Raw genomic sequence first — 25,603 nt, 5'->3', positions numbered from 1 at the left:
GGTCAGAGCACGGCCTTGGGATAGGACCCCAGCACCTTCAGCGCGACCGACTCGCCGCTGATGCGCTCGAGCACCGCCTTGATGAGCGGATCCCGGTGATGGCCGATGAAATCGATGAAGAAGACGTAGGTCCACTTGCCGCTGCGAGACGGTCGGGTCTCGATACGGGTGAGGTCGATATGGTTCTCGTGGAACGGCATCAACAGCTCGTGCAATGCGCCAGGCTTGTTCTGCATGGACACGATGACGGACGTCTTGTCGTCGCCGGTGGGCGGCACTTCCTGGTTGCCGATGATCAGGAAGCGCGTCGAGTTGTCCGGGCGGTCCTCGATCTTCTCGGCCAGGCGATCCAGCTCATAGAGGCTGGCGGCCATGTCGCCGGCGATGGCGGCGGAGTTCCACTCCCCCTTGACCCGCTTGGCGGCCTCGGCGTTGCTGGACACCGCCACCCGCTCCACGTTGGGGTAATGGGCGTCCAGCCACTTGCGGCACTGCGCCAGGGATTGGGCATGGGAGTAGATGCGCGAAATGCTGTCGGTCTTGGTATTGGAACCGATCAGCAGATGGTGGTGAATGCGCAGCTCCACCTCCCCGCAGATGACCAGGTCATGCTCGAGGAAGCTGTCCAGGGTGTGGTTCACCGCGCCTTCGGTGGAGTTCTCCACCGGCACCACGCCGAAGTTCACCGCGCCGGCCACCACCTCGCGGAACACTTCGTCGATGGCCGCCATGGGCTGGCTGATCACGGCGTGGCCGAAGTGCTTCATGGCCGCGGCCTGGGTGAAGGTGCCTTCCGGGCCCAGGTAAGCCACTTTCAAGGGCTGCTCGAGGGCCAGGCAGGTGGACATGATCTCCCGGAACAGGCGCGCCATTTCCTCGTCACCCAGGGGGCCCTGGTTGCGGTCCATGACCCGCTTGAGCACCTGGGCTTCGCGCTCGGGGCGGTAGAACACGGGCTGCTCGCCGGCGGCGAGGGAACCCATCTTGACCCGGGCGACCTCCTGGGCGCAGCGGGCGCGGTCACTGATCAGTTCGAGGATCTTTTCGTCGAGGCTGTCGATGCGCAGCCGCAGTGCCTTGAGCGCCTGGTCAGAGTTTGCATCCGTCATCAGGCATGTTCCTTCTCGAACTCGGCCATGTAGGCCACCAGGGCATCGATGGCGTTCATGCCCAGGGCGTTGTAGATGGAAGCGCGCATGCCGCCTACCGAACGATGGCCCTTGAGGTTGAGCAGGCCGCGGGCATCGGCCCCGGCCAGGAAGGCGCTGTCCAGGCGCTCGTCGGCCAGGCGGAACGGCACGTTCATCCAGGAGCGAGCCGCGGGCGCGATCGGGTTGCTGTAGAAGTCGCTGCCGTCGATGAAGGCATAGAGCTTGTCTTTCTTGGCCCGGTTGCGCTGTTCCATGGCGGTGACGCCGCCCTGCTCCTTGAGCCACTCGAACACCAGCCCGGAGAGGTACCAGGAATAGGTGGCCGGGGTGTTGTACATGGAGCCGTTGTCCGCCGCCACCTTGTAGTTGAGCATGGTGGGGCAGCTGGCGCGGGCGTTGCCGAGCAGGTCTTCGCGAATGATCACCACCACCAGCCCGCTGGGGCCGATGTTCTTCTGGGCGCCGGCGTAGATCATGCCGTAGTCGGCGACGTTGATCGGCCGTGACAGAATGTTGGACGACATGTCCACCACCAGGGGCGCGTCCACCTGGGGTACCCACTGGAATTCCAGGCCACCGATGGTTTCATTGCTGGCGTAATGGACGTAGGCGGCCTGGTCGCTCAGCTTCCACTCGGCCTGGACGGGAAGGTCCAGGTAGTCCAGGGGCTTGGCGGACGCGGCCACGTTGATGGTCCCGTAGCGACGCGCCTCGTCGATGGCCTTGCGCGACCAGATGCCGGTATCGATGTAGTCCGCCACGCCGCCTTCTGGCAGCAGGTTCAACGGGATCTCGGCGAACTGCTGGCTGGCGCCGCCCTGCAGGAACAGCACCTTGTAGTTGGACGGAATGGACAGCAGATCGCGCAGGTCCTGCTCGGCCTTCTGCGCCAGGGCTGTGTAATCGTCGCTGCGGTGGCTCATTTCCATGACGGAAAGGCCCTTGCCATGCCAGTCGAGCATCTCCGCCTGGGCGCGCTGCAGGACGGCTTCAGGGAGCGCAGCGGGGCCTGCGCAGAAGTTAAAGGCTCGGTTGCTCACATCCACTCTCGCTCTACAAGGGCTGATAGTACTTGCATCGACGGGCGCCCAGGCGCCCGCCTTCACCACAATGCCGGTTCATTCGGGGATCGGTTCGCCACCGGTGTCACCCAGTTCCTCGGCAGGCGTCTCGACGCCATCGGCGGGCGCCTCGATCAATTCTTCCACCATGCTCGCGGCCAGGGCGTCTTCGCTCTCGAAGATCTCCACCTCTTCCTCGGACGGCTCCTGAACCCGCTCCAGGCCTACCAGCTTCTCGTCGGCAGCCAGCTTGATCAGGGTCACGCCCTGGGTGTTGCGGCCCAGGCTCGACACTTCGCCCACGCGGGTACGCACCAGGGTGCCCTGGTCGGAGATCAGCATGATCTCCTCGCCTTCGAGCACCTGCACGGCCCCGACCAGGCGCCCGTTACGCTCGTTGCTGACCATGGCGATCACGCCCTGGCCGCCACGGTTGTACTGCGGGAACTCGGCGATGGCGGTGCGCTTGCCGTAACCGCGCTCGGAGGCGGTGAGGATCTGGCTGCCCTCCTCCGGGATGATCATGGAGATCAGGCGCTGGCTCTCGCCCAGACGCATGCCGCGCACCCCACGGGCGGTACGGCCCATGGGACGGACGTCGGCCTCGTTGAAGCGGGTTACCTTGCCGGCGTCGGAGAACAGCATTACCTCGCGCTGGCCATCGGTGATGGAAGCCGAGATGAGCACGTCGCCTTCGTCCAGCTCCACGGCGATCAGGCCCACGCTGCGCTGGCGGCTGAACTGCTCCAGCGGCACCTTCTTCACGGTACCGTTGGCAGTGGCCATGAAGATGAAGTGCCCTTCGGTGTATTCCTCCACCGGCAGCATGGTGGTGATGTACTCGCCCTCGCTGAGCGGCAGCAGGTTCACCAGCGGCCGGCCACGGGCGGCGCGGGAGGCTTCCGGAATCTCATAGGTCTTGAGCCAGTACACCTTGCCCTTGCTGGAGAACAGCATCAGAGTGGTGTGGCTGTTGGCGACCAGCAGGTGGGAAATGTAGTCCTCATCCTTCACCCCGGTGGCGGACTTGCCCTTGCCGCCACGGCGCTGGGCCTGGTAGGCCGCCAGGGGCTGGGTCTTGGCATAGCCACCGTGGGAAATGGTCACCACGCGGTGCTCTTCGGGAATCATGTCGCCGAGGGTCAGGTCCAGGCGCGCGTCGAGGATCTCGGTGCGGCGCGCGTCGCCATACTCGGCGCGGATCAGCTCCAGCTCTTCGCGGATGACTTCCATCAGACGCTCGGGGCTGTTGAGAATGCGGATGAGCTCGCCGATCTGGTTGAGGATCTCCTGGTACTCGGCCAGCAGCTTTTCATGCTCCAGGCCGGTGAGGCGGTGCAGACGCAGATCGAGGATGGCCTGGGCCTGCTCGGGCGACAGGTAATACTTGCCGTCGCGCACGCCGTATTGCGGGTCCAGGTTCTCGGGGCGGCAGCTGTCGGCGCCGGCGCGCTCGACCATGGTCATCACCGCCGAGGACTCCCAGCCGGTGGACACCAGGGCTTCCTTGGCTTCGGACGGCGTGGGCGAGGCCTTGATCAGGGCGATCACCGGATCGATGTTCGACAGGGCCACCGCCTGGCCTTCAAGGATGTGGCCGCGCTCACGCGCCTTGCGCAGCTCGAATACGGTGCGGCGGGTCACCACTTCGCGACGATGGCGCACGAAGGCCTCGAGCAGGTCCTTCAGGTTCAGCAGCCGTGGGCGGCCGTCCACCAGGGCGACGATGTTGATGCCGAACACCGCCTGCAGCTGGGTTTGCGCGTACAGGTTGTTGAGGATCACCTCCGGCACTTCACCTCGGCGCAGCTCGATGACGATGCGCATGCCGTCCTTGTCGGACTCGTCGCGCAGCTCGGTGATGCCTTCGAGTTTCTTTTCCTTGACCAGCTCGGCGATCTTCTCGATCAGCCGCGCCTTGTTGAGCTGGTACGGCAGCTCGGTGACCACGATCTGCTGGCGGCCGCCTACCTTGTCGATGTCTTCGACGGTGGAGCGCGCGCGCATGTAGATGCGCCCGCGGCCGGTGCGGTAGGCCTCGATGATGCCCTGGCGCCCGTTGATCACCGCGGCGGTGGGGAAGTCCGGGCCGGGGATGTGCTGCATCAGCTCGTCCACGGTCACGTCCGGGTTGTCGATGATCGCCAGGCAACCGTCGAGTACTTCACCCAGGTTATGGGGCGGGATGTTGGTGGCCATGCCCACGGCGATACCGCTGGAGCCGTTGACCAGCAGGTTGGGCACGCGGGTAGGCATCACCGCGGGAATCAGCTCGGTGCCGTCGTAGTTGGGCACCCAGTCGACGGTTTCCTTGTGCAGGTCGGAAAGCAGCTCATGGGCCAGCTTGGTCATGCGCACTTCGGTGTATCGCATGGCCGCGGCGTTGTCGCCGTCCACCGAGCCGAAGTTGCCCTGGCCGTCCACCAGCAGGTAGCGCAGGGAGAAGGGCTGTGCCATGCGCACGATGGTGTCGTAGACCGCGGTATCACCGTGAGGGTGGTATTTACCGATCACGTCACCGACCACACGGGCCGATTTCTTGTAGGGCTTGTTCCAGTCGTTGCCCAGCTCGCTCATGGCATAGAGAACCCGCCGGTGCACCGGCTTCAAGCCGTCGCGCGCGTCAGGCAAGGCCCGCCCGACGATTACGCTCATGGCGTAGTCGAGGTACGACTGCCGGAGTTCGTCTTCGATATTGACCGGTAGGATTTCTTTGGCCAGTTCGCCCATGAGAAGCCTGATTCCTTATGTAATGAAACTCAGCCGAGCCAGCATTGGCCAGCGACACACCTGACGACTTGCGTCTCACAAACAGGGGACGCGCCTCGATAACGGCCCGTCTCCAAACCGCCGGATGTTACCACAGAGCGCGTCTGAGGCCTATCCCAAAGAGGGCCTTGGAGGAGGAAGCCGGAAGGAGAAAATCGCCTGGAGCGCGATTGAGGGGCTGTGCGCCCTGCCCCGGCCCGGGAACAGAGCGCGATAGAGGCTTGGCAAGGCGCAACCGGACCCTGCCGGGCGCTGGGCTATGGTCTTGGCCGCGCGGCCGTCAGTGCAAGCGCTTGCGGCACATCAATTGAGCCATCTTGGCAGTGTCGGGCCGCTCGATCACACCCTTCTCGGTAACGATGGCATCGATCAGGTCAGCCGGGGTGACGTCGAACACTGGATTGAAGGCTTCCACGTTGGCCCCGATGCGGGTGCCGCCCACTTCCAGCAGCTCGCTGCCCAGTCGCTCCTCGATGGGGATGAGGTCCCCGCTTTCCAGGGTCATGTCGATGGTGGAGCTAGGCGCCACCACCATGAAGCGCACGCCGTGGTGCATGGCATTGACCGCCAGCTGGTAGGTGCCGATCTTGTTGGCCACGTCGCCGTTGGCGGTGATGCGGTCCGCCCCCACGATGACCCAGGTCACGCCCTTGGTCTTCATGATGTGGGCGGCGGCCGAATCGGCATTCAGGGAAACCGGAATGCCTTCGTTGGCCAGCTCCCAGGCCGTCAGCCGCGAGCCCTGCAACCAAGGCCGGGTTTCGTCGGCGTATACCCGCTCCACCATGCCTTCGAGCCAGGCGCCGCGGATCACGCCCAGGGCCGTGCCGAAACCGCCGGTGGCCAGCGCCCCGGTATTGCAGTGGGTGAGCAGGGTCTGCATGTTGCCCTGGTGTCGGCGGATCAGCTCCACGCCAAGCTGGGCCATGGTGAGGTTGGCCTCGCGGTCGCTCTGGTGGATGTCCACCGCCTCGGCCTCGAGAGCGGCCACGGCCGACTCACCGTCGCGCAGGCGAGCCAGGCGGTCGCGCATGCGGTTGAGCGCCCAGAACAGGTTGACCGCAGTGGGCCGGGAATCGGCCAGCAAGGCAATATCCGCGGCCACGGCCGCCTGCCAGTCGCCGCCACCACGCAGGCGCGCGGCCGCCGACAGCACCACGCCGTAGGCCGCCGCGATGCCAATGGCCGGCGCGCCGCGCACGATCATCGCCCGAATGGCCCCGGCCACTTCCGCCGCGTCTTCATAGCGAACCCAGGTTTCGACGCCCGGCAGCAGGCGCTGGTCCAGCAGGAAGAGCGCGCCGTCACGCCAGTCGATCGCTTTTACCTTCTCCGCCGCCAAAAGCCGATCGCGCATGCCCCACCCCACTCAAGCCGCCAAAAACCGCCGATTATACCGCTCCCCCGGGAAAGACGCTCGGGTATACTTCGAGCACATCGCCCTCTCATCGGAACCCTCCCATGCCTCAAGCCGCCGCCCTTGACCTTCTGTTGCTGCCGACCTGGCTGGTCCCGGTGGAACCGGCGGGCGTGGTGTTCACCGACTATGCCTTGGGCATCCGCGACGGCCTCATTGCCTTCATGGGCCCGCGGGCCGAAGGCCTGGCCCAGCCCCACCGGGAAAAACGCGAACTGCCCGGCTGCCTGCTCGCCCCGGGCCTGGTGAACGCCCACGGCCATGGCGCCATGAGCCTGTTCCGCGGCCTGGCCGACGACCTGCCGCTGATGAGCTGGCTGCAGGACCATATCTGGCCCGCCGAAGCGAAATGGGTGGATGAAGCCTTCATCCGCGACGGCATGGACCTGGCCATCGCCGAACAGATCAAGGGCGGCATCAGTTGCTTCGCCGACATGTATTTCTATCCGGCGGTGGCGGCCGAGCGCATCCATGAAAGCGGCGCCCGGGCACAGATATCCGTGCCAGTGCTGGATTTTCCCGTACCTGGCGCCCGCGACAGCGACGACGCCCTGCGCCAGGGCATCGCCCTGTTCGATGAGTTGCGTGCCCACCCGCGCATCAGCCTGGCCTTTGGCCCTCACGCGCCCTACACCGTGGGCGATGCCAACCTGGAACAGGTGCGAGTGCTGGCCAACCAGCTGGATGCGCCCATTCAGATGCACGTGCATGAAACCGCCTTCGAGGTGCAGCAGGCCGTGGACGCCACGGGCGAGCGCCCGCTGGCCCGCCTGGCCCGGCTGGGCCTGCTCGGCCCGCGCTTCCAGGCCGTGCACATGACCCAGGTGAACGACGAAGACCTGGCCATGCTGGTGGAATACAACTGCAGCGTGGTGCATTGCCCGGAATCCAACCTCAAGCTGGCCAGCGGCTTCTGCCCTATCGAGCGTCTTTGGCAGGCGGGCGTGAACGTGGCCATCGGCACCGACGGCGCGGCCAGCAACAACGACCTGGACCTGCTCGCCGAAACCCGCACCGCCGCGCTCCTGGCCAAGGCCGTCGCCGGCTCGGCCACCGCCGTCGATGCCCACCGGGCCCTGCGCATGGCCACCCTGAACGGCGCCCGTGCCCTGGGCCTGGACGGCTGCATCGGCTCGCTGGAAGTGGGCAAGGCCGCGGACGTGGTCGCGTTCGACCTTTCGGGGCTGGCCCTCCAACCTATCTATAACCCGGTTTCGCAACTGATCTACGCCGCCGGCCGCGACTGTGTCAGCCACCTCTGGGTGGCCGGCCAGGCGCTGCTCGACGGGGGCCGACTGACCGGCTTCGACGAGGCCGAACTCATCGCCCGCGCCAGCGCCTGGGGCGAACGCATCGCCGAGGGCGCCCCGCGCTGACCGGCCCGGGGCCTGTTCGCCGCTTTCTTCTTCTTTTCGCTTCAAGGACCGTTCATGAGCAACGTCGATAACGCCGAAATCGCCAAATTCGAAGCCCTCGCCCACCGCTGGTGGGACCGTGAAAGCGAATTCAAGCCCCTGCACGAGATCAATCCGCTGCGGGTGAACTGGATCGACGAGCGCGCCCACCTGGCCGGCAAGACGGTGCTGGACGTGGGCTGTGGCGGCGGCATCCTCAGCGAGGCCATGGCCTTGCGCGGCGCCAAGGTCACCGGTATCGACATGGGCGAAGCGCCCCTGGCCGTGGCCCGCCTGCATCAGCTTGAATCCGGCGTCGAGGTCGACTATCGCCAGGTGACCGCCGAGGCGCTGGCCGACGAACAGCCGGGCACCTATGACGTGGTGACCTGCCTGGAAATGCTCGAGCACGTGCCGGACCCGTCCTCGGTGATCCGCGCCTGCGCCCGCCTGGTCAAGCCGGGCGGCCAGGTGTTCTTCTCCACCATCAACCGCAACCCCAAGGCCTATCTGTTCGCCATTGTCGGCGCCGAATACATCATGAAGCTGCTGCCCCGCGGCACTCACGACTTCAAGAAATTCATCCGTCCTTCCGAGCTGGGCAACTGGAGCCGTGCCGCGGACCTGCGGGTCAAGGACATGATCGGGCTTACCTACAACCCGCTGACCAAGCATTACAAGCTGGCGTCGGACGTGGACGTCAACTATATGGTCCAAACCCTGCGGGAGGCTTGAGATGCGCCTGGACGCCGTACTCTTCGACATGGACGGGACCCTGCTCGACACGGCCCCGGACTTCATCGCCGTCTGCCAGGCCATGCTGGCCGAGCGCGGCCGGCCTGCGGTCGCCGACCAACTGATCCGTGATGTGGTCTCCGGCGGCGCCCGCGCCATGGTCAGCGCCACCTTCGGCCTGACGCCGCAAGACGAGGGTTTCGAAGCTCTGCGCCTGGAGTTCCTGGAGCGTTACCAGGCCCACTGCGCGGTGCATACCCATTTGTACGACGGCATGGAAGCGCTGCTGCAAGACCTCGAGAAGGCTGGGCTGATCTGGGGCGTGGTCACCAACAAGCCTGTGCGCTTCGCCGAGCCGATCATGCGCCAGCTGGGCCTGGCTGAACGCTCGCGGGTGCTGATCTGCCCCGACCATGTGACCCGCAGCAAGCCGGACCCGGAGCCGCTGACCCTGGCCTGCAATACCCTCGGCCTGGACCCGTCCCGGGTGCTGTTCGTGGGCGATGACCTGCGTGACATCGAATCCGGCCGGGATGCCGGAACCAAGACCGTCGCGGTGCGTTACGGCTATATTCATCCTGACGACAACCCCGATCACTGGGGCGCGGACGCTGTCGTCAGCCATCCCGCGGAGCTGCGCGACCTTCTGGATCGCGCCCTCTGCGGCTGCTGACCGCGCCAAAGGCAGGAGACCCCGCGATGTTCGAGTACAAGGCAGCCCCCGACCTACTGGCCAACCGGGTGATCCTGGTCACTGGCGCCGGCCGCGGCATTGGCGCCACGGCGGCGCAAACCTACGCCGCCCATGGCGCCCAGGTCATCCTGCTGGGCAGAACCCGCAGTCATCTGGAAGCCGTGGCCCAGCGCATCCGCCAGGCAGGCCACCTGACGCCGATGGTCTACCCGCTGGATCTGGAAACCGCGAAAACCGCGGACTACGAGCGACTGGAAGTGGCGATCGAGCAGCGCTTCGATTGCCTGGATGGCTTGCTGCACAACGCGTCCATCCTCGGGCCGCGGGCGACCCTGGATGAAACCCCGGACCAGGAGTTCGTCCAGGTCATGCAGGTGAACGTCAATGCCACCTTCATGCTCACCCGGGCCATGCTGCCGCTGCTGCATCGTTCCAAGGAGGCCTCGGTGATCTTTACGTCCAGCAGCGTGGGCCGCAAGGGCCGCGCCCAGTGGGGGGCCTACGCGGTGTCCAAGTTCGCCACCGAAGGGCTGATGCAAACGCTCGCCGACGAATGCGCCGGCAGCTCGCTGATCCGCGCCAACAGCCTCAACCCCGGCGGCACCCGCACCGACATGCGCGCCCAGGCCTACCCGGACGAGGACCCGCAACGCAACCCCACCCCTGAGGACATCATGCCGATCTACCTTTACCTGATGGGGCCCGACAGCGCCGGCATCAACGGCCGCGCCTTCGATGCCCGCTGACAGGCTTTTGTAGTCAAGCCCTGCCGCCCTGGGAATTCGGCAGCTTCGCTGCCTCCCACCGGGTGAACCAGCCCTTTAGGTCAACAGATGAGCAAAATCATTGCCGCTGAGGATCTGGGTGGGAGCCAGCGAAGCTGGCGAGTTGGCTCCCGTCCACGGTAGGATCAGGCCACCGCTTCGCGCTCGCGCTGGACGCTCTTGTTCTCCAGCTCCATGCAGCGCTCCAGGAACAGGAACATATAGTCGTAGCTCTTGCAGATGGCTTTGCGCAGCTCGTCCTGCAGGGCCTGGGACGGGTCGTTCCCAGCCAGGGTGCAGATGATTTCCAAGGCTTCCCATGGATGCGCGTCGTCATACTGGGCATGCATCTTCAGCCACTTCATGGCGCGCTTGCGGGTTTCCTCAGGGAAGGCATTGGCATACACATCGCTGGAGCACACCACGGCCGACCATTCGCCGGTCGCGCCTTCGATGGCGTAGTTGGTCGCGGCCATGGCGATTACCAGCGAGTCGGCGGTACAGGTCTGCCAGCACCAATGGCTGAGCGATTGCAGCTCCGGCGGCACTTTCTGGGCCTGCAGGTCTTCCAGGGTCACACCGTGAGCCGCGCACCAGTTGACCCAGTAATCGGCATGGTTCAGTTCGACTCGGATGTTGCGCATCAACCAGCGGCGCGCCATGTCTTCGCCTGGATGGCGACCGAAACGGGTCTTGGTCAGGTTATGAGCCATGTACAGCGAGAACTGCTCCACCACGGGCCAGCCGCCAATCAGGTACTGGCGCATGGTGCCGGCGCTGAGCTTGTTGTCTCGCATCCGCTGGTACAGTTCATGTTGCACCACGCGCCGCTTGGCAATGCTGCAATCACGCAACAGTTGCTGGGCCCATGCCGGATAGCTGGATGCTTCCATCAGAGGGCCGGTGCGAGTGAAACCTGAATCCGCTACATCATTCATCGACAACTTCCTTTCTGTTGGTGAAAAACTACCGCAAGGTTCGCTGCCCTTGCCTCCCCGAGGGAGGCGTCAGGGGGTGGCACGCACTTCGTCGGCGCAGCGTAGGCTTTCGCAGGTGAACAAGCGTGGCCGCTCGATCACGTAGCCTTGTGCATAATCCACGCCAATCTCCATGAGCGCCTGCTCGATCAGCGGCGTTTCAACGAATTCGGCGATGGTACGCTTGCCCATCACGTGGCCGATATGGTTGATGACCTCAACCATGGCCCGGTTGATGGGATCATCGAGCATGTCCTTTACAAAACTGCCATCGATCTTCAGGAAATCCACCGGCAGGTGCTTCAAGTAGGCGAACGAGGACATGCCCGCGCAGAAATCATCGAGTGAGAACAGGCAACCCAGGGCCTTGAGCTCGTTGATGAAGCGAATGGCGCTGCCAAGGTTCGAGATGGCACTGGTCTCGGTGATTTCGAAGCAGATCAAGTGCGGCGCAATGGCGAACCGGCGGAACTGCTCACGAAGATAATCCAGGAAATCGTCATCCCCGATACTGATCCCGGACAAATTGATAGCACATACGGCCAGCGGCTCTTCCCCGCTTTCGTCCATGGCCTGGCGGATCACCTTGAATACATTCTTGACTACCCAGCGATCCAGGGCGGTCATCAGGCCATAGCGCTCGGCGGCCGGGATGAAACTGTCCGGGAGAATCATCCGCCCGTGCTCATCATGCAGCCGTAGCAGGATCTCCACATGGCGAGCATGGCCGCCGCCGTTGCGGTCGTTGGCCAAGAGGGCGATTTCCTGCGCATAAAGGGTAAAGCGGTCTTCCTCCAGGGCCATGCGCAGCCGTTGAATCCAGGCCATCTCGCCGAAGCGGGTAGACACTTCGGAGTCTTCGGCGTGATAGACCTGCACCCGGTTGCGCCCCTTTTCCTTGGCCATGTAGCAGGCCATGTCCGCGGCCCGCAACGACAGCTCCAACGTGGCTGGCAACAGGTTCAGGTGCACCAGGCCAATGCTCACGGAGGTCATGAACGGCCGCCCCTTCCAGACGAAGTGCAGGCTGTGCACGCTCTCGCGCAGGTGTTCGGCGATGCGCTCGGCCTGGTCCGGCGGACAATCTTCCAGCAGCACGCCGAACTCGTCGCCGCCCAGGCGGGCCAGGGTATCGGTTTCCCGCAGGCACGATTGCAATACGGCGCAGATATGTCGCAACAGTTCGTCGCCTGCCGCATGGCCGCAGGTATCGTTCACCAGCTTGAACTGGTCAAGGTCAAGGAACATCAGCGACTGCCGCCCGCGCCCATTGGCGGTACGGGTCAGGGCCTGTTCCAGGCGCTGCTCGAACTCCCGGCGGTTGGCCAGGCCTGTCAATGCATCATGGCTGGCTTGCCAGGACAGGTTGGCGATGTACTGCCGCTCCTGGGTCATGTCGTGCAGCACCAGTACCGCCCCGCTGATGCGGCCGTCGGTCTGGATGGGCGCGCCTACCAGATTCACCGAGACCGTGCTGCCGTCCAGACGCTGAATGAGCTTGGCATGCTCGCTGCCACCGGTGAGCTGCCCTCCGAGGATGCGCTCGATCAGGGTGAAATCGTCTTTCTCGGCATGCTCGTCCAGCAGGTTGAACAGGGCTGCCAGGGGCAAGCCCGCCGCCTGCTCGGCCTTCCAATGGGTAAGCTGCTCGGCGGCCGGGTTCATGTAGGCGATGGCGCCGGTCACGTCGGTAGCGATCACCCCATCGCCGATGGACGCCAGGGTAACCTGGGCACGCTCCTTTTCCAGTTGCAGCGCCTCGGCCATGCTATGACGCTGCACCAGCAGCTTGCGGGTGATCCACAGGGCCAGCGCGATCAACAGGAACGCCGTCACCAGGTTGGTACTGACCAGCCAGCGCTGCAGCACCCGGCTGCCCTCGCCCAGGGCATCACTGAAGGCCTTGGCGGCCGGCGTCACTGCTTCATTCAGGGCAGCGATCTGCTGCTTCCAGCGCAAGGTATCGGCCGCCGTGGCGCTGCCTCCGCCGATGGCGTCATGCATCTGCCCGGCAATGGCGTCGAGCTGATCCAGGTAGTTGTCGCCAATGGTCCAGAGGTCCATGGCGCGGGCGAAATAGGAAATATGGCGGAAATTCAGGAACAGCCAGATGATGCCGTCGAAATCTTCCGGGTGATTGCCGCCCTGCAGAAGCCCCTTGCGGGCCATGGTCATGTCAGGCTCGGGCTTTTCCAGGGCCACCCTCAGCTCTCGGTTGCCCTCGGGCACCGCCATCGCTTGCTGGTATTTGGCATAGGTGCCTTCGTCGCGGTTATCCGCGTACAGGCTCAGGTAGAAGATCGCATCCTTCTGCGCCTTGGACCATAGGCTTTCGCCAGCCACATAGCCCCGCACGGCGGACAGTGCGTAGAAGCTGACGCATCCCAGCAGGGCCAGCAGCAGTACAACAGCGATGAACGGCCACGCGATGCTGATCAGCCTTGGCGTTTCCAGGGTGCGTTTCTGCTTCATGTGATCCTTTGAGGCGCAGACGCCAAGCCACGCGGCCCGGCACACATTCAGCACAGCGCAGCCAAGGTTTCCAGCCTCGGCCAGCGCAGCACTCCCACTGTGCCAACGCTGCCGTCAGGGACGGCGCAGCACCGCGCGACTATAGCGCGGCGATGCGATCAAGCCAACGTGCCAGCAGTGGCCCCAGGGCATCAGCCGACTGGTAGCCATTGGTAAGCAACGCGTATTGGCGGTCATGCTCGGCCAGCACCGTGGGGAACCCAGAAATACCCAAGGACTGTGACCAAGTGAAGTCGGCCTGGGTGGCCTCGGCGGTCTGCGCCAGGTCGAAGGTGTCGGCGAAGCGCAGGCGGGAAAGCCCCACCGCCTCGGCGATATCCACCAGGGCGGCGGTACGGGTCACGTCCAGGCCGTCGCGGTAGAAGGCCTGCCCGATGGCGCGAGCCATGGGCCAGGCCATGGCCGGGTCGATCAGGCGGGCGGCAACGATCGCCCGGCAGGCCGGCTCGGTGTCATAGACGAAGCCGGGAGGCAGTGCCTCCTCGAACCGGAAAGGTTGCCCGGTGGTCTGCGCAACGCTGTGCCAGTGCTCCAGAATACGCTTGCGAGTGCCGTTATCCAGCGCGGTCTGGCCCGTGCGCAGGCCTCCCACCACCAGATGAGCGGTAACGCCGCCCGTCGCCGCCTGGCTTATCAGCGCCTCGGCGACCGGAGCAAAGCCCCAGCACCAGGAGCACATCGGGTCCATCACGTACACCAGGCGGTTGGCCATGGCTCAAGCCTCGGTCGTTTTGCGGTAGTTATAGCCGATGGGGTGAGGCTGGTTGCGCGCCTTGGCCAGCTCGATCTGCTTCTGCCGATCGATGGCGCTACGACGGGTCTTCTCGCTCAGGCTGTCCCAGCAATGCGGGCAACTGATGCCCGGGGTGTAATGGGGGGACTGGCGGTCTTCGACGCTGACCGGCATGCGGCAGGCATGGCACTGGTCGTAGTCGCCCTCGCTGAGGTCGTGGCGCACGGTGACCCGGTTGTCGAACACGAAGCAGTCGCCCTGCCATTTGCTTTCCTGCTCGGGCACTTCCTCAAGGTATTTGAGGATACCGCCCTTGAGGTGGTACACCTGCTCGAAGCCCTCGCCGAGCATGAAGCTGGATGCCTTCTCGCAACGGATGCCACCGGTGCAGAACATGGCTACCTTCTTGTGACGGCTAGGATCGAAGTGTGTCTTGACGTACTCCGGGAACTCGCGGAAGGTCGTGGTCTTCGGGTCGATGGCGCCTTCGAAGGTCCCGATGGCCACTTCGTAGTCGTTGCGCGTGTCGATGAGCAGCACCTCGGGGTCGCTGATCAGCGCGTTCCAGTCCTTGGGCTCCACATAGGTGCCGACCTTCCTGTTCGGGTCCACGCCCGGCACGCCCAGGGTAACGATCTCTTTCTTGAGCTTGACCTTGGTGCGGTAGAAGGGCTGCTCGTCGCAGAGGGACTCCTTGTGGTCCAGGTCGACCAGGCGGGGGTCGTTGCGCAGCCAGGCGAGCAAGGCATCGATGGCCTCGCGGGTGCCGGACACGGTGCCGTTGATGCCTTCGTTGGCCAGGAGCAAGGTGCCCTTGACCTCGTTGGCCAGCATGACCTGGAGCAAGGGCTCGCGGAGGTCGACGTAATCTTCGAGGGTGACGAACTTGTACAGCGCGGCCACGACTATGGACATCTTTGCGTCTCCTGGCGGGGCCCTCGCAAAGGGCGGCCCGGGTTGTTTCGAATAGGCGCCACGCGGGGGCTACCCGCGGGCGGCGCGCATTCTAGCAAAGGGAGCCGTGGCTGTGTTGCGCTGGATCAATGCCCGCCGGCGCATACCGGCGAGGCCGGAGCCGCGCCCGTGGCGGCCCATTCCTCGGGGGTATAGGTGTGCAGGGCCAGGGCATGGAACTCGCCCATCAGTTCGCCCAGGGTGCCATACACCAGCTGGTGACGCTTGACCCGGCTCAGCCCCTCGAAGCGTTCGCTGACCACTACGGCCTTGTAGTGGGTCTCGCTGCCACGGCTGTGCATGTGGCTTTCATCGATCACGTCCAGGTGCCGCGGTTGCAGCAGGGTCAGGGTGTGCTGGATGCGGGCTTGCATGGTCATGGCGGTCACTTCTTCTTGGCAGGCTCGGCGGCCTTCGGCGGCGTTACCTCGGCGGTCATGTCGGCCAGCAGCTTGTTCACCACGGGCGCGGCTTCCTGCAGGTGCTGCTGGGTCAGCTCAGCCGATTGCTCGGTGACCTGAGGCATGGTCTTGACGATCTTCTGGCCCAGGGGCGACTGGTAGAACTTGACCAGGTCTTTCAATTCCTGCTCGGTGAAGTTGTCCGTGTAGAGCTTCACCATTTCCGGCTTGAGCTTGTTCCAGCCGATGGCCTGGTCCAGCGCGGCGTTGGCCTTGGCTTGGTAGCTTTCCAGGGTCGCTTTCTTGGACTCCGGGGCGTTGGCCTGGGCGAAACGCTGGGCGAACATCTGCTGCACCTGCATGTATACAGGCGTGCCGAGCTTGTCAGCGTGAGCCATCATCAGGAAGGCTTCTGCGCTGGCCTCGTGGCTGGCGGTGGCGGCCAGGGCAGGCCCGGCGCAGGCCAACAGGGCCGCGGTGCAGAGGGCACGAACTCGATTCATCGGTTTTCCTTACTGTGGCGATCTGGCAAATGGAACAGTTAACCGGAGGGCGCCTGCCAGGCAGGCTCCTTGGCGGGCCATTCTGCGCTCAACCCCAGCAGCGGCTCAAGCCTAAGTGACGAGCCGCCCCAAGGGCGGGCCTGTGAAGTGGCTTGGGCACAGTCACTCCAGCGAAGCCCAAAGAGGGAACCCCCACCGCCAGAATGCGCCTAAACTGGCTGTCTAACCTGCACAAGCGAGAATGCAATGACCCGCATCGAAACTGACAGCATTGGCCAGATCGAAGTCCCGGAGGCTTCCTACTGGGGCGCCCAGACCCAACGCTCGCTGATCAACTTCGCCATCGGCGAGCAGCGCATGCCCCTGGCGGTGGTCCATGCACTGGCCTTGATCAAGAAGGCGGCGGCGCGGGTCAACAGCCGTAGCGGTGACCTGCCGCCTGATGTAGCCCGGCTGATCGAGCAGGCCGCCGATGAGGTGCTCGCTGGCGAGCACGACGACCAGTTCCCCCTGGTGGTCTGGCAAACCGGTAGCGGCACCCAGAGCAACATGAACGTCAACGAGGTGATCGCCGGCAGGGGTAACGAGCTGGCCGGCAACGGCCGCGGCGGCAAATCGCCGGTTCACCCCAACGATCATGTGAACCGCTCGCAAAGCTCGAACGATTGCTTCCCTACCGCCATGCACATCGCGGCGGCCAAGGCCACTCATGACGACCTGCTGCCGGCCCTGGGCGAGCTTTCCGCAGGGCTCGCCGAGTTGTCGGCGCGCCACCTCAACCTGGTGAAAACCGGCCGCACCCACATGATGGATGCCACGCCCATCACCTTCGGCCAGGAAATCTCAGCCTTCGTTGCTCAGCTGGACTACGCCCAGCGCGCCATCCGTGGTTCCCTGCCCGCAGTCTACGAGCTGGCCCAGGGCGGCACCGCCGTAGGCACCGGGCTCAACGCGCCCAAGGGCTTCGCTGAAGCCGTGGCGGCTGAAATCGCCGCGCTGTCCGGGCTGCCCTTCGTTACCGCTCCGAACAAGTTCGCCGCCCTGGCCGGCCATGAGCCCCTGGTCACGCTGGCGGGCGCCTTGAAAACCCTGGCCGTGGCCCTGATGAAACTGGCCAATGACTTGCGCCTGCTGGGTTCCGGCCCCCGTGGCGGCCTGGCCGAAGTACGCTTGCCGGCCAACGAGCCAGGCAGCTCGATCATGCCGGGCAAGGTCAACCCTACCCAGTGCGAGGCCTTGTCCATGCTGGCTTGCCAGGTACTGGGCAATGATGTGGTCATCGGCATGGCCGCCAGCCAGGGTCACCTGCAGCTCAACGTTTACAAGCCAGTGCTCATCCATAACCTGCTGCAGTCCATTCGCCTGCTGGCCGATGGCTGCCGCAACTTCCAGGCCCACTGCATCGCTGGCCTTGAAGCGGATGCCGAGAAGATGGCCGAGCACCTGGAGCGCGGCCTGATGCTGGTCACCGCGCTGAACCCGCACATCGGCTACGACAAGGCCGCGCAGATCGCCAAGAAGGCCTACGGGGAGAACCTCACCCTGCGCCAGGCGGCGCTGGACCTGGGCTACCTCACCGACGAGCAGTTCGACCAGTGGGTTCGCCCCGAGAACATGCTGTCTGCCGGCGGCAATGGATAAGCCAGCGCACGCCTTCGCTCGCCGTCCCCGGCGAGCGATTTCCTTCCGAGTTCAAACCCTTGTTCACGCTGTTCGGAGATCACCATGTTCGGTAAACGCGCCCAGGAAGCCTCCCCTGCCATCCATTTCCGCAGTGACCGGGTCACCCTGATCAATGGTCACTACTTCTTCACCACGCGGGAAAACACTCTGGAGGGCCCCTTCCCGAGTCGGGCCGAGGCCATGCGCGAGAGCCTGGCTTATGTGGAACGAGTGGCGAACCACGCCGACCACTAGCCTATGCGCGAAAACCGCCTATGGTCGGGTCGCCGGGTTCGCACACAGCCTGGGCTGTCGACACGGGTGACTATTTTTCGTCCCGGTCGAAGGCCCGCTCCAGCGCATCGCCCAGGGTGCGCAGCACCTTCACCCGCGCCCAGCGCTTGTCGTTGGCTTCCACCAGCGTCCAGGGGGCAATCTCGGTGCTGGTGCGGTCCACCATATCGCCCACCGCACCCCGATAGGCCGGCCACTTATCCCGGTTGCGCCAGTCTTCCTCGGTGATCTTGTAGCGTTTGAAAGGCGTTTCCTCGCGCTCCTGGAAGCGCTCCAGCTGGGTCTGCGGGTCGATGGCCAGCCAGAACTTCACCACCACGACGCCCGCCTCGATCAGTTGCTCCTCGAAGTCATTGATCTCGCTATAGGCCCGCAGCCAGTCAGCCGGCTCGCAGAAGCCTTCGACCCGCTCCACCAGCACTCGCCCATACCAGGACCTGTCGAAGATGGTGAACTGCCCGCGCGCCGGTATATGCCGCCAGAATCGCCATAGATAGGGCTGGGCGCGCTCTTCCTCGGTGGGCGCGGCGATGGGCACGATATGGTATTGACGCGGGTCCAGGGCGGCGGCCACGCGGCGGATCGCACCACCCTTGCCGGCGGCATCATTGCCTTCGAACACCGCCACCAGGGCATGCCGGCGCATGCGCTTGTCTCGCAGCAGGGTCGCCAGGCGAGCCTGTTCCTCGATGAGCTGGCGCTGGTAGTCGTCCTTTTCCAGGGCCACACTCAGGTCCATGGCGTCGAGCAGAGTACGTTCGTCCAGGCTATTGCCCAGGGGCGGTACCGCCTGATTCACCGGCTGTTCGGGTGCCTTGAGCCGCGCCTGCAGCCCTTCGAGAAGGATGTTGCCCACCGCCAGGCTGCGGTAATTGCTGTCATGACCTTCGATCACATGCCAGGGCGCGTACTCGCGGCTGGTACGCCGCAGGATGCGCTCGCCGTAGTGCACGAAACGGTCATAGGTCTTGGACTGCTGCCAGTCCAGCGGGCTGATGCGCCAGCTGTGCAGGGGGTCGTCCTTCAGGGACTTGAGCCGGTGCTTCATCTGCTTCTTGGACAGGTGAAACCAGAACTTGAAGATGAGCGCCCCTTCGTCGCACAGCATCTGCTCCAGGCGCTCGGCCTGGTTGATGGCCTGGTCGAGCACGGCGTCCTTGAAGTGGCCATGCACCCGACCCTGGAGCATCTGGCTGTACCAGTTGCCGAAGAAGATGCCCATGCGCCCTTTGGCCGGCAGCTGCCGCCAATAGCGCCAGGCTGGCGGCCGCGCCAGTTCCTCGTCGGTCTGCTGGTCGAAGGTACGAACCTCGATCAGGCGCGGGTCCATCCACTCGTTGAGCAGCTTGACGGTTTCGCCCTTGCCGGCCCCCTCGATGCCGTTGATGAGCACGATGACCGGAAAGCGGCCCTGCTCCTTGAGCTCATATTGCGCTTCCAGCAATGCCTCGCGCAGGGCTGGCACCGCGGCCTTGTAGGTTTGATCGTCGACCGCGTGGCCGATCTCGGCGGATTCGAACATCGCTTGCTCCTCTTGGCTGCTTATCTGGACAGCGCCTTCTGGCAGAATACTGCGCCTCTTTCCATCTGGTCCCGCTTCATGCCCAGCGCCGTCACACCCGCCCAGCTCGATTGGGACGAAAATGGCCAACCGCGCTCGCGCGTGTTTGGCGATGTGTATTTTTCAAGCCAGGCTGCCCTGGAAGAAACCCGTTATGTGTTTCTGGAGCAGAACGCGCTGGCCGAACGTTTCGCCGAACTGGCGCCCGGGCAAGCCCTGGTGATCGGGGAAACCGGATTCGGCACTGGGTTGAATTTCCTTTGCGCCTGGCGCCTGTTCGAGGCTAGCGCAGGGCCGCAGGCGCGCCTGCATTTCATCAGTACGGAAAAATACCCGCTGGGCCGCAGCGACCTGACCCGGGCCCTGGCCCTGTGGCCCGAACTGGCGCCCTGGGCCCAGGCGCTGCTGGGAAGCTATCAGGCTATTCACGAAGGCCTGCAGCGGCTGGTCTTCGCCGATGGGCGCGTAACCCTTACCCTGCTGATCGGCGATGCCCAGGCTCAGTTGCGCCAGCTCAAGGGCCGAGTCGACGCCTGGTTCCTGGACGGTTTCGCCCCGGCGAAAAACCCGGACATGTGGACCCCCGAGCTGTTCGCCGAGGTCGCTCGGCTGTCGGGGGAAGGCACTACCCTGGGCACCTTCAGCGCGGCGGGCACAGTGCGGCGGGGGCTGGTCGCGGCAGGCTTCAAGATGAAACGCCTGCCCGGGCAGGGCAAGAAATGGGAGATCATGCGCGGGCACTTCATCGGGCCCGTGCCTGTTGCGCAGGAGCAGCCCTGGTTCGCCTACCCGCCCAAGGTAGCGGGCGAACGGCATGCCTTGGTGGTTGGCGCCGGCCTGGCCGGTTGCGCCACGGCAGCCAGTCTGGCGGCGCGGGGCTGGCGAGTGACCCTGCTCGAGCGTCACGGGCATATTGCCGCCGAAGCGTCCGGTAATCCCCAGGGAGTGCTGTACCTCAAGCTTTCAGCCCATGGCACGGCCTTGTCGCGTTTGATCCTTAGCGGCTTCGGCTACACCCGCCGCTGGCTGGAACGGCTGCAGCGGGGCCAGGCGTGGAGCGATTGTGGCGTATTGCAACTGGCCAGCAGCGCCGCGGAGGCCAGCCGCCAGCAAACCCTGGCCGAAGCGTTTTCCCCGGATCTGCTGCGAGCAGTGAGCGCCGACGAGGCCAGCGCCCTGGCGGGTGTGGCCGTGCAGCAGCCGGGGCTGTATTTTCCCGAAGGCGGCTGGGTACACCCGCCGGCCGTATGCGCGGCGCTTATCGACCATCCCTTGATCGAAGTGCGTACCCACCAGGCTGTGCTCGAACTGCGCCGGGTCGATGACCAATGGCAAGCCTGGGCGGACGATCGCCCGTTGGCCAGCGCCCCGGTGGCCGTACTGGCCTGCGCCGCGCAGGTACGTGACTTCGCGCCTACGGCGCAGCTCCCGCTCAAGGCGATCCGGGGCCAGATCACTCGCCTGCCAGCCACCCCCGCCAGCGAGGCCCTGGCCACCGTGGTCTGTGGCGAGGGTTATGTGGCGCCGGCACGCCTGGGCGAGCATACCTTGGGCGCCAGCTTCGATTTCCAGCGCCTGGACACCCAGCCCAGCGTGGCCGAACACGAGCACAACCTCGGCTTGCTCACTCAGATTTCCCCTACGCTGGCCGATAGCCTGGCACCGGGGCCGACCAATGCCCCGGAAGGCCGTGTGGGCCTGCGCTGTACCAGCCCGGATTATCTGCCCTTGGTCGGACCAGTGGTGGACCGCGACCTGTTCGACGAGCGTTACCAGACCCTGAGGCGAAACGCGCGGGCAAAGTGTGATGCGCCCTGCCCCTGGCTTCCCGGGTTGTGGGTGAACAGCGGCCATGGTTCCAGGGGCCTGATCACTACATTGTTGGCCGGGGAGTTGCTGGCCGCCTGGCTGGAGCATGAGCCCTTGCCGGTGAGCCAGGAGGTAGCGCACGCCTGCTTGCCGGTACGTTTTGCGGTGCGAGATCTGTGCAAAGGTGGGGCGAAGACATGAATCGTTACAGCTACACGACCAACGGCCCCTGAAGTTCGGGCTGAAGCGGCCGATAACCTGTAGCATGTATAGGCATTTTGATATCACGGACTGGATATTGTATCGCCGTCCGCTACGGAAACCTCAACTATGATCCAGCCAATCCCGACGCCGATCAACGAAGCAGCCCGGCTGCGTCGGGTAGCCGGTCTGTGCCTGGATGAGGGTATGCCCGATCCGGTTTTCGAAGACATCATGGAGCTGCTGCAAACCTATTTCGATGCGCCTATCGCCCTGATCTCCATCCTCGAGGAGCAGCGGCAATGGTTCAAGGCCAGCCGTGGATTGTGCGCGACCGAAACCCCTCGCAACGTTTCATTCTGCACCTATGCCATCCTGACTGACGAACCCTTCGTGGTAACGGATGCCCTGGCCGACGAACGCTTCCGCGACAATCCGCTGGTCACCGGTTACCCCGGCATTCGTTTCTACGCCGGCATGCCGCTGATCACCGAGGATGGCCTTGGGCTGGGCAGCCTGTGCGTGATCGATACCAAGCCGCGCGGGCCGCTGAACCCTGAGCAGCAAGCCGTGCTCAAGCGCTTTGGCTCGCTGGTCATGCACCGTATCGACAGCCTGCGGCAGTTCGCATTCCTGGATCAGCAAACCGGCCTGCTCAACCGGGTACGGCTGGAAGAAGACATCAACAACAGGCGCAACCAAGAGCTTCATTCTCTCGTGGCGATCGACATGGTTTCGCCGCAGATGCTCAACGACATCGTCAAGGCTCTGGGCTATCAATTCTCCCAGGACCTGATGCTGGTGATGCATGAGGAGCTGGCCACCCTGGTTCCCCCCGGGACGCCGATCTATCGAGTCAGCCAGACACGCTTCGGTTTTTTCATCGCCGGGGGGCGCTGCGCCGCCAGCGATGCCTTGTTCACCACCATTGCCCAGCGCTTCAAGCGCCCCTTGATGTGCGGCGGCATTCCCATCCAGTCGCAGATCGGCATCGGCGCCATCGAGCTGGACCACCGCCAGGTCAGCCTTCCGGACTGGCTGCGCATGGTGGTCAGCGCCTCGGACGACGCCCGCACCAAGGGCAAGGGCTGGGGCTGGTACGAGCCAGGCCTGGGGCGGGCTCAGCAGCGCGCCTTCATGCTGTTGAGCGCGCTGGCCGAGGCCCTGCAGAGCAGCTATCAGTTACGCCTGGCCTATCAGCCGCGCTTCGACGCCAACACTGGTGAACTATTGTCCGTGGAAGCGCTGTTGCGCTGGGAACATCCGTTTCTGGGCGCGGTGAGCCCGGCCGAGTTCGTGCCCCTGGCCGAACGCACCTCGATGATTCGCCCCCTCAGCCTTTGGGTGATCCGCCAGGTGGTGGCACAGGTCAGCGCCTGGTACCAGGCCGGACACCCTTTGAAGGTGTCGGTCAACGTTTCAGCCGAAGACCTGGACGGCTCACAGTTTACCGATACGCTGCTGGGCCTGCTGGAAGACTGGGCCCTGCCACCGGAGCTGCTCGAGCTCGAATTCACCGAAAGCGCGCTTTGCCAGAGCCCTGAACTGGTGCGCGAGCAATTGCAGCGGCTGCGTGAAATCGGCATCGACGTGGCCATCGATGACTTCGGCACCGGCTACAGCAACTGGACCTACCTGCGCCAGTTGCCCGCCACCGCGGTGAAACTGGACCGCTCCCTGCTATGCAACATCGGTACCGATGAACGCGATCGTCGGCTGGTGGAAACCCTGATCGGGCTGGGCCTGCGCCTGGGCTACCGGATCGTCGCCGAAGGCATCGAGGACGCCGCTACCCTGGAGATCCTGCGCCGCGCCGGCTGTCATGAAGTGCAAGGCTTCCACCTGGCCCGGCCCATGGAGCTTGGGGTCCTTGAAGCCTGGCGGGAGACCTACCAGAGCCCGAGTTCCCAAGCCTTGTAGACGCTCAGCGGAGCCGACGATGCCGCACGCGAAGCTATGGCCGCTTCGCTAGCGGGCGCTGGCTCCCAGCGCCCCCGTACCCACTGATACGCTCAATCTCCTTTCCTGAAGGAACGATCCGTTCCCCGTAGCCCTCCAACATGCCAAGCCCCTGGCGTTGCATGCCGTCGCCAGGGCCCTGCGCTACTGGCTGACCATGCCGTACGCCCCCTTGGCTTGCACGGTATTGTCTTCGCTCGTGCATGGCTCGCACGTCCCCAGTAGCGCTAAACGCTGACAGCAAAGGTTTAAGCTACATGTGTGGAATCGCAGGAGAGTTACGTTTCGACCAACAGCCCGCGAACCTGGGCGCGGTGGAGCGGATCACCCATCACCTGGCACCGCGAGGCCCGGACGCGTGGGGTTTCCATAGCCAGGGGCCGATGGCCTTCGGTCACCGGCGGCTGAAAATCATGGACCTGTCCGACTGCTCGGCGCAGCCGATGGTGGACGGCCAGCTAGGCCTGGCTCTGGCTTTCAATGGGGCCATCTACAACTATCCCGAATTGCGCAAGGAGCTGGAGGCCCTGGGCTACAGCTTCTATTCCGACGGCGACACCGAAGTGCTGCTCAAGGGCTACCATGCCTGGGGCGAGGCCATGCTGCCCAAGCTCAACGGCATGTTCGCCTTCGCCATCTGGGAGCGGGATCGCCAGCAACTGTTCCTGGCCAGGGATCGTCTCGGCGTCAAGCCGCTCTACCTGTCACGCAATGGCAGCCGGCTGCGCTTTGCCTCTACCCTGCCCGCCTTGCTCAAAGGTGGTGACATCGACCCCATGCTCGACCCGGTGGGGCTGAACCACTACCTGAACTTCCACGCCGTGGTGCCAGCCCCACGCACCTTGCTGGCCAATGTGCAAAAACTTCCGGCCGCGACCTGGATGCGCATCGACGCCGAGGGCAACAGCGAGGAAAAGGTCTGGTGGAGCCTGCCCTACGGCCCGGCCGCCGGAGAAGCCGAACTGGGCCTGGAAGAGTGGGTCGATCGCACCCTGCAAGCGACCCGCGAAGCGGTCGCCATTCGCCAGCGCGCCGCGGTGGACGTGGGCGTGCTGCTCTCCGGCGGCGTTGATTCCAGCCTGCTCGTGGGTCTGCTGCGCGAAGCGGGCGTGGACAACCTGCTCACCTTCTCCATCGGTTTCGATGACGCCGGCGGCGAGCGCGGCAATGAGTTCGAGTATTCGGACCTGATCGCCCGTCACTACGGCACCCAGCATCATCAGTTGCGCATCGCCGAGCATGAGATTCTCGACCAGCTGCCTGCCGCCTTCCGCGCCATGAGCGAGCCCATGGTCAGCCATGACTGCATCGCCTTTTACCTGCTATCGCGGGAGGTGTCCCGTCACTGCAAGGTGGTTCAGAGCGGCCAGGGCGCGGACGAGCTCTTCGCCGGGTACCACTGGTATCCGAAGGTCGACGGGGCGCCGGATGCCTATGCCGCCTATCGCGAGGCCTTCTTCGACCGCAGCTATCAAGACTATGCCGATACCGTGCAGCCACGCTGGCGCCTGGACCAGGACGCGGCCGGTGACTTCGTGCGGCAACACTTCGCCATGCCCGGCGCCGAGGCCGCGGTGGACAAGGCCCTGCGCCTGGACAGCACCGTGATGCTGGTAGAAGACCCGGTCAAACGGGTAGACAGCATGACCATGGCCTGGGGCCTCGAGGCGCGCACGCCCTTCCTGGACTACCGCCTCGTAGAACTCTCCGCCCGAATTCCCGCGCGTTTCAAGCTGCCCAGCGGCGGCAAGCATGTGCTCAAGGAAGCCGCGCGCCGGGTTATCCCCAGCGAAGTGATCGACCGCAAGAAGGGTTACTTCCCCGTGCCAGGCCTCAAGCACCTGGAAGGCGCGACCCTGGGCTGGGTCCGCGACCTGCTGGTCGATGGCAGTCAGGACCGCGGCCTGTTCAACCCCGCCCGCATCGACGCCTTGCTGACGGACCCCCATGGCCAGCTGACGCCGCTGCACGGCTCCAAGCTGTGGCAATTGGCAGCGCTGAACCTGTGGCTCAGCGAACAAGGACTCTGATG

20 protein-coding genes are annotated in these 25,603 nt (G+C 64.6%); 9 read left to right on the top strand and 11 right to left on the bottom strand.

Annotated features, from left to right (window positions below; all coding sequences use genetic code 11):
• Window positions 1-2: 2 nt before the first annotated feature.
• The 4 genes from pheA to mtnA all read right to left on the bottom strand — a co-directional run bounded on the left by pheA (window position 3) and on the right by mtnA (window position 6,338).
• The gene (gene pheA / locus BN1188_RS14440; RefSeq protein ID WP_040262142.1) at window positions 3-1,109 is read right to left on the bottom strand and encodes a prephenate dehydratase; all 1,107 of its coding nucleotides are present in this window, start codon (window positions 1,107-1,109) and stop codon (window positions 3-5) included.
• The gene (gene serC, locus BN1188_RS14435) at window positions 1,109-2,191 is read right to left on the bottom strand and encodes a 3-phosphoserine/phosphohydroxythreonine transaminase (RefSeq protein WP_040263982.1); all 1,083 of its coding nucleotides are present in this window, start codon (window positions 2,189-2,191) and stop codon (window positions 1,109-1,111) included. The genes pheA and serC overlap by 1 nt, the downstream gene beginning before the upstream one ends.
• A gap of 78 nt (window positions 2,192-2,269) precedes the next feature.
• Window positions 2,270-4,942 carry a DNA gyrase subunit A gene (gyrA, locus tag BN1188_RS14430; protein ID WP_040262141.1) on the bottom strand — a complete coding sequence of 891 codons (2,673 nt, stop codon included), beginning with the start codon at window positions 4,940-4,942 and terminating at the stop codon, window positions 2,270-2,272.
• Window positions 4,943-5,261: 319 nt separating this feature from the next.
• Window positions 5,262-6,338: an S-methyl-5-thioribose-1-phosphate isomerase gene (gene mtnA, locus BN1188_RS14425; protein WP_040262140.1), complete on the bottom strand. Its 1,077-nt coding sequence runs from the start codon at window positions 6,336-6,338 to the stop codon at window positions 5,262-5,264.
• A gap of 104 nt (window positions 6,339-6,442) precedes the next feature.
• On the opposite strand from mtnA, the gene BN1188_RS14420 reads away from it, so the two are divergent.
• From BN1188_RS14420 to BN1188_RS14405, 4 genes are read left to right on the top strand one after another with little or no spacing between them, the layout of a single operon-like run.
• Entirely contained in the window at window positions 6,443-7,774 is a 1,332-nt protein-coding gene (locus BN1188_RS14420; RefSeq protein WP_040262139.1) for a TRZ/ATZ family hydrolase, read from the top strand.
• Window positions 7,775-7,828: 54 nt separating this feature from the next.
• Window positions 7,829-8,527 carry a bifunctional 2-polyprenyl-6-hydroxyphenol methylase/3-demethylubiquinol 3-O-methyltransferase UbiG gene (ubiG, locus tag BN1188_RS14415; protein ID WP_040262138.1) on the top strand — a complete coding sequence of 233 codons (699 nt, stop codon included), beginning with the start codon at window positions 7,829-7,831 and terminating at the stop codon, window positions 8,525-8,527.
• 1 nt (window position 8,528) lies between these two features.
• Window positions 8,529-9,200, top strand: coding sequence for an N-acetylmuramic acid 6-phosphate phosphatase MupP (gene mupP / locus BN1188_RS14410; protein ID WP_040262137.1), 672 nt, complete (start codon window positions 8,529-8,531; stop codon window positions 9,198-9,200).
• A 26-nt stretch (window positions 9,201-9,226) separates the two neighbouring features.
• A complete protein-coding gene (locus BN1188_RS14405; RefSeq protein WP_040262136.1) occupies window positions 9,227-9,967 on the top strand; it encodes a YciK family oxidoreductase in 741 nt (246 codons plus the stop codon).
• Between the two features lie 164 nt (window positions 9,968-10,131).
• Here BN1188_RS14405 and BN1188_RS14400 read toward each other — a convergent pair whose 3' ends face one another.
• The 6 genes from BN1188_RS14400 to BN1188_RS14375 form a co-directional block, all read right to left on the bottom strand.
• Window positions 10,132-10,923, bottom strand: coding sequence for an iron-containing redox enzyme family protein (locus BN1188_RS14400; RefSeq protein WP_040262135.1), 792 nt, complete (start codon window positions 10,921-10,923; stop codon window positions 10,132-10,134).
• Between the two features lie 69 nt (window positions 10,924-10,992).
• Window positions 10,993-13,434, bottom strand: a complete 2,442-nt coding sequence (locus BN1188_RS14395) for an EAL domain-containing protein (protein WP_040262134.1) — start codon at window positions 13,432-13,434, stop codon at window positions 10,993-10,995.
• A gap of 139 nt (window positions 13,435-13,573) precedes the next feature.
• Window positions 13,574-14,206, bottom strand: a complete 633-nt coding sequence (locus BN1188_RS14390; protein ID WP_040262133.1) for a DsbA family protein — start codon at window positions 14,204-14,206, stop codon at window positions 13,574-13,576.
• 3 nt (window positions 14,207-14,209) lie between these two features.
• Complete coding sequence (gene trhO, locus BN1188_RS14385) at window positions 14,210-15,142, bottom strand: oxygen-dependent tRNA uridine(34) hydroxylase TrhO (RefSeq protein WP_040262132.1); 933 nt, start codon at window positions 15,140-15,142, stop codon at window positions 14,210-14,212.
• Window positions 15,143-15,267: 125 nt separating this feature from the next.
• Complete coding sequence (locus tag BN1188_RS14380) at window positions 15,268-15,561, bottom strand: BolA family protein (protein ID WP_040262131.1); 294 nt, start codon at window positions 15,559-15,561, stop codon at window positions 15,268-15,270.
• Between the two features lie 5 nt (window positions 15,562-15,566).
• Window positions 15,567-16,085 carry a DUF2059 domain-containing protein gene (locus BN1188_RS14375; protein ID WP_040262130.1) on the bottom strand — a complete coding sequence of 173 codons (519 nt, stop codon included), beginning with the start codon at window positions 16,083-16,085 and terminating at the stop codon, window positions 15,567-15,569.
• 246 nt (window positions 16,086-16,331) lie between these two features.
• Here BN1188_RS14375 and BN1188_RS14370 point away from each other — a divergent pair, with 246 nt between their 5' ends.
• Window positions 16,332-17,726 carry a class II fumarate hydratase gene (locus tag BN1188_RS14370; RefSeq protein WP_040262129.1) on the top strand — a complete coding sequence of 465 codons (1,395 nt, stop codon included), beginning with the start codon at window positions 16,332-16,334 and terminating at the stop codon, window positions 17,724-17,726.
• An 84-nt stretch (window positions 17,727-17,810) separates the two neighbouring features.
• Window positions 17,811-18,002 carry a DUF6316 family protein gene (locus BN1188_RS14365; RefSeq protein ID WP_040262128.1) on the top strand — a complete coding sequence of 64 codons (192 nt, stop codon included), beginning with the start codon at window positions 17,811-17,813 and terminating at the stop codon, window positions 18,000-18,002.
• 70 nt (window positions 18,003-18,072) lie between these two features.
• Here BN1188_RS14365 and pap read toward each other — a convergent pair whose 3' ends face one another.
• Window positions 18,073-19,563, bottom strand: a complete 1,491-nt coding sequence (gene pap / locus BN1188_RS14360; RefSeq protein WP_040262127.1) for a polyphosphate:AMP phosphotransferase — start codon at window positions 19,561-19,563, stop codon at window positions 18,073-18,075.
• A 78-nt stretch (window positions 19,564-19,641) separates the two neighbouring features.
• Here pap and mnmC point away from each other — a divergent pair, with 78 nt between their 5' ends.
• The 3 genes from mnmC (at window position 19,642) to BN1188_RS14345 (ending at window position 25,601) form a co-directional block, all read left to right on the top strand.
• Complete coding sequence (mnmC, locus tag BN1188_RS14355; RefSeq protein WP_040263980.1) at window positions 19,642-21,612, top strand: bifunctional tRNA (5-methylaminomethyl-2-thiouridine)(34)-methyltransferase MnmC2/FAD-dependent 5-carboxymethylaminomethyl-2-thiouridine(34) oxidoreductase MnmC1; 1,971 nt, start codon at window positions 19,642-19,644, stop codon at window positions 21,610-21,612.
• Window positions 21,613-21,741: 129 nt separating this feature from the next.
• Window positions 21,742-23,532 carry a sensor domain-containing phosphodiesterase gene (locus BN1188_RS14350; protein ID WP_052469283.1) on the top strand — a complete coding sequence of 597 codons (1,791 nt, stop codon included), beginning with the start codon at window positions 21,742-21,744 and terminating at the stop codon, window positions 23,530-23,532.
• 296 nt (window positions 23,533-23,828) lie between these two features.
• Complete coding sequence (locus tag BN1188_RS14345; protein ID WP_040262126.1) at window positions 23,829-25,601, top strand: N-acetylglutaminylglutamine amidotransferase; 1,773 nt, start codon at window positions 23,829-23,831, stop codon at window positions 25,599-25,601.
• The last annotated feature ends 2 nt before the right edge of the window (window positions 25,602-25,603 follow it).

It is taken from the genome of Pseudomonas massiliensis, from assembly GCF_000826105.1.
GTDB classification, from domain to species: domain Bacteria; phylum Pseudomonadota; class Gammaproteobacteria; order Pseudomonadales; family Pseudomonadaceae; genus Aquipseudomonas; species Aquipseudomonas massiliensis.
Note: the sequence above shows the minus strand (reverse complement) of the source record. Positions and strands in the feature narration are given on the sequence as shown.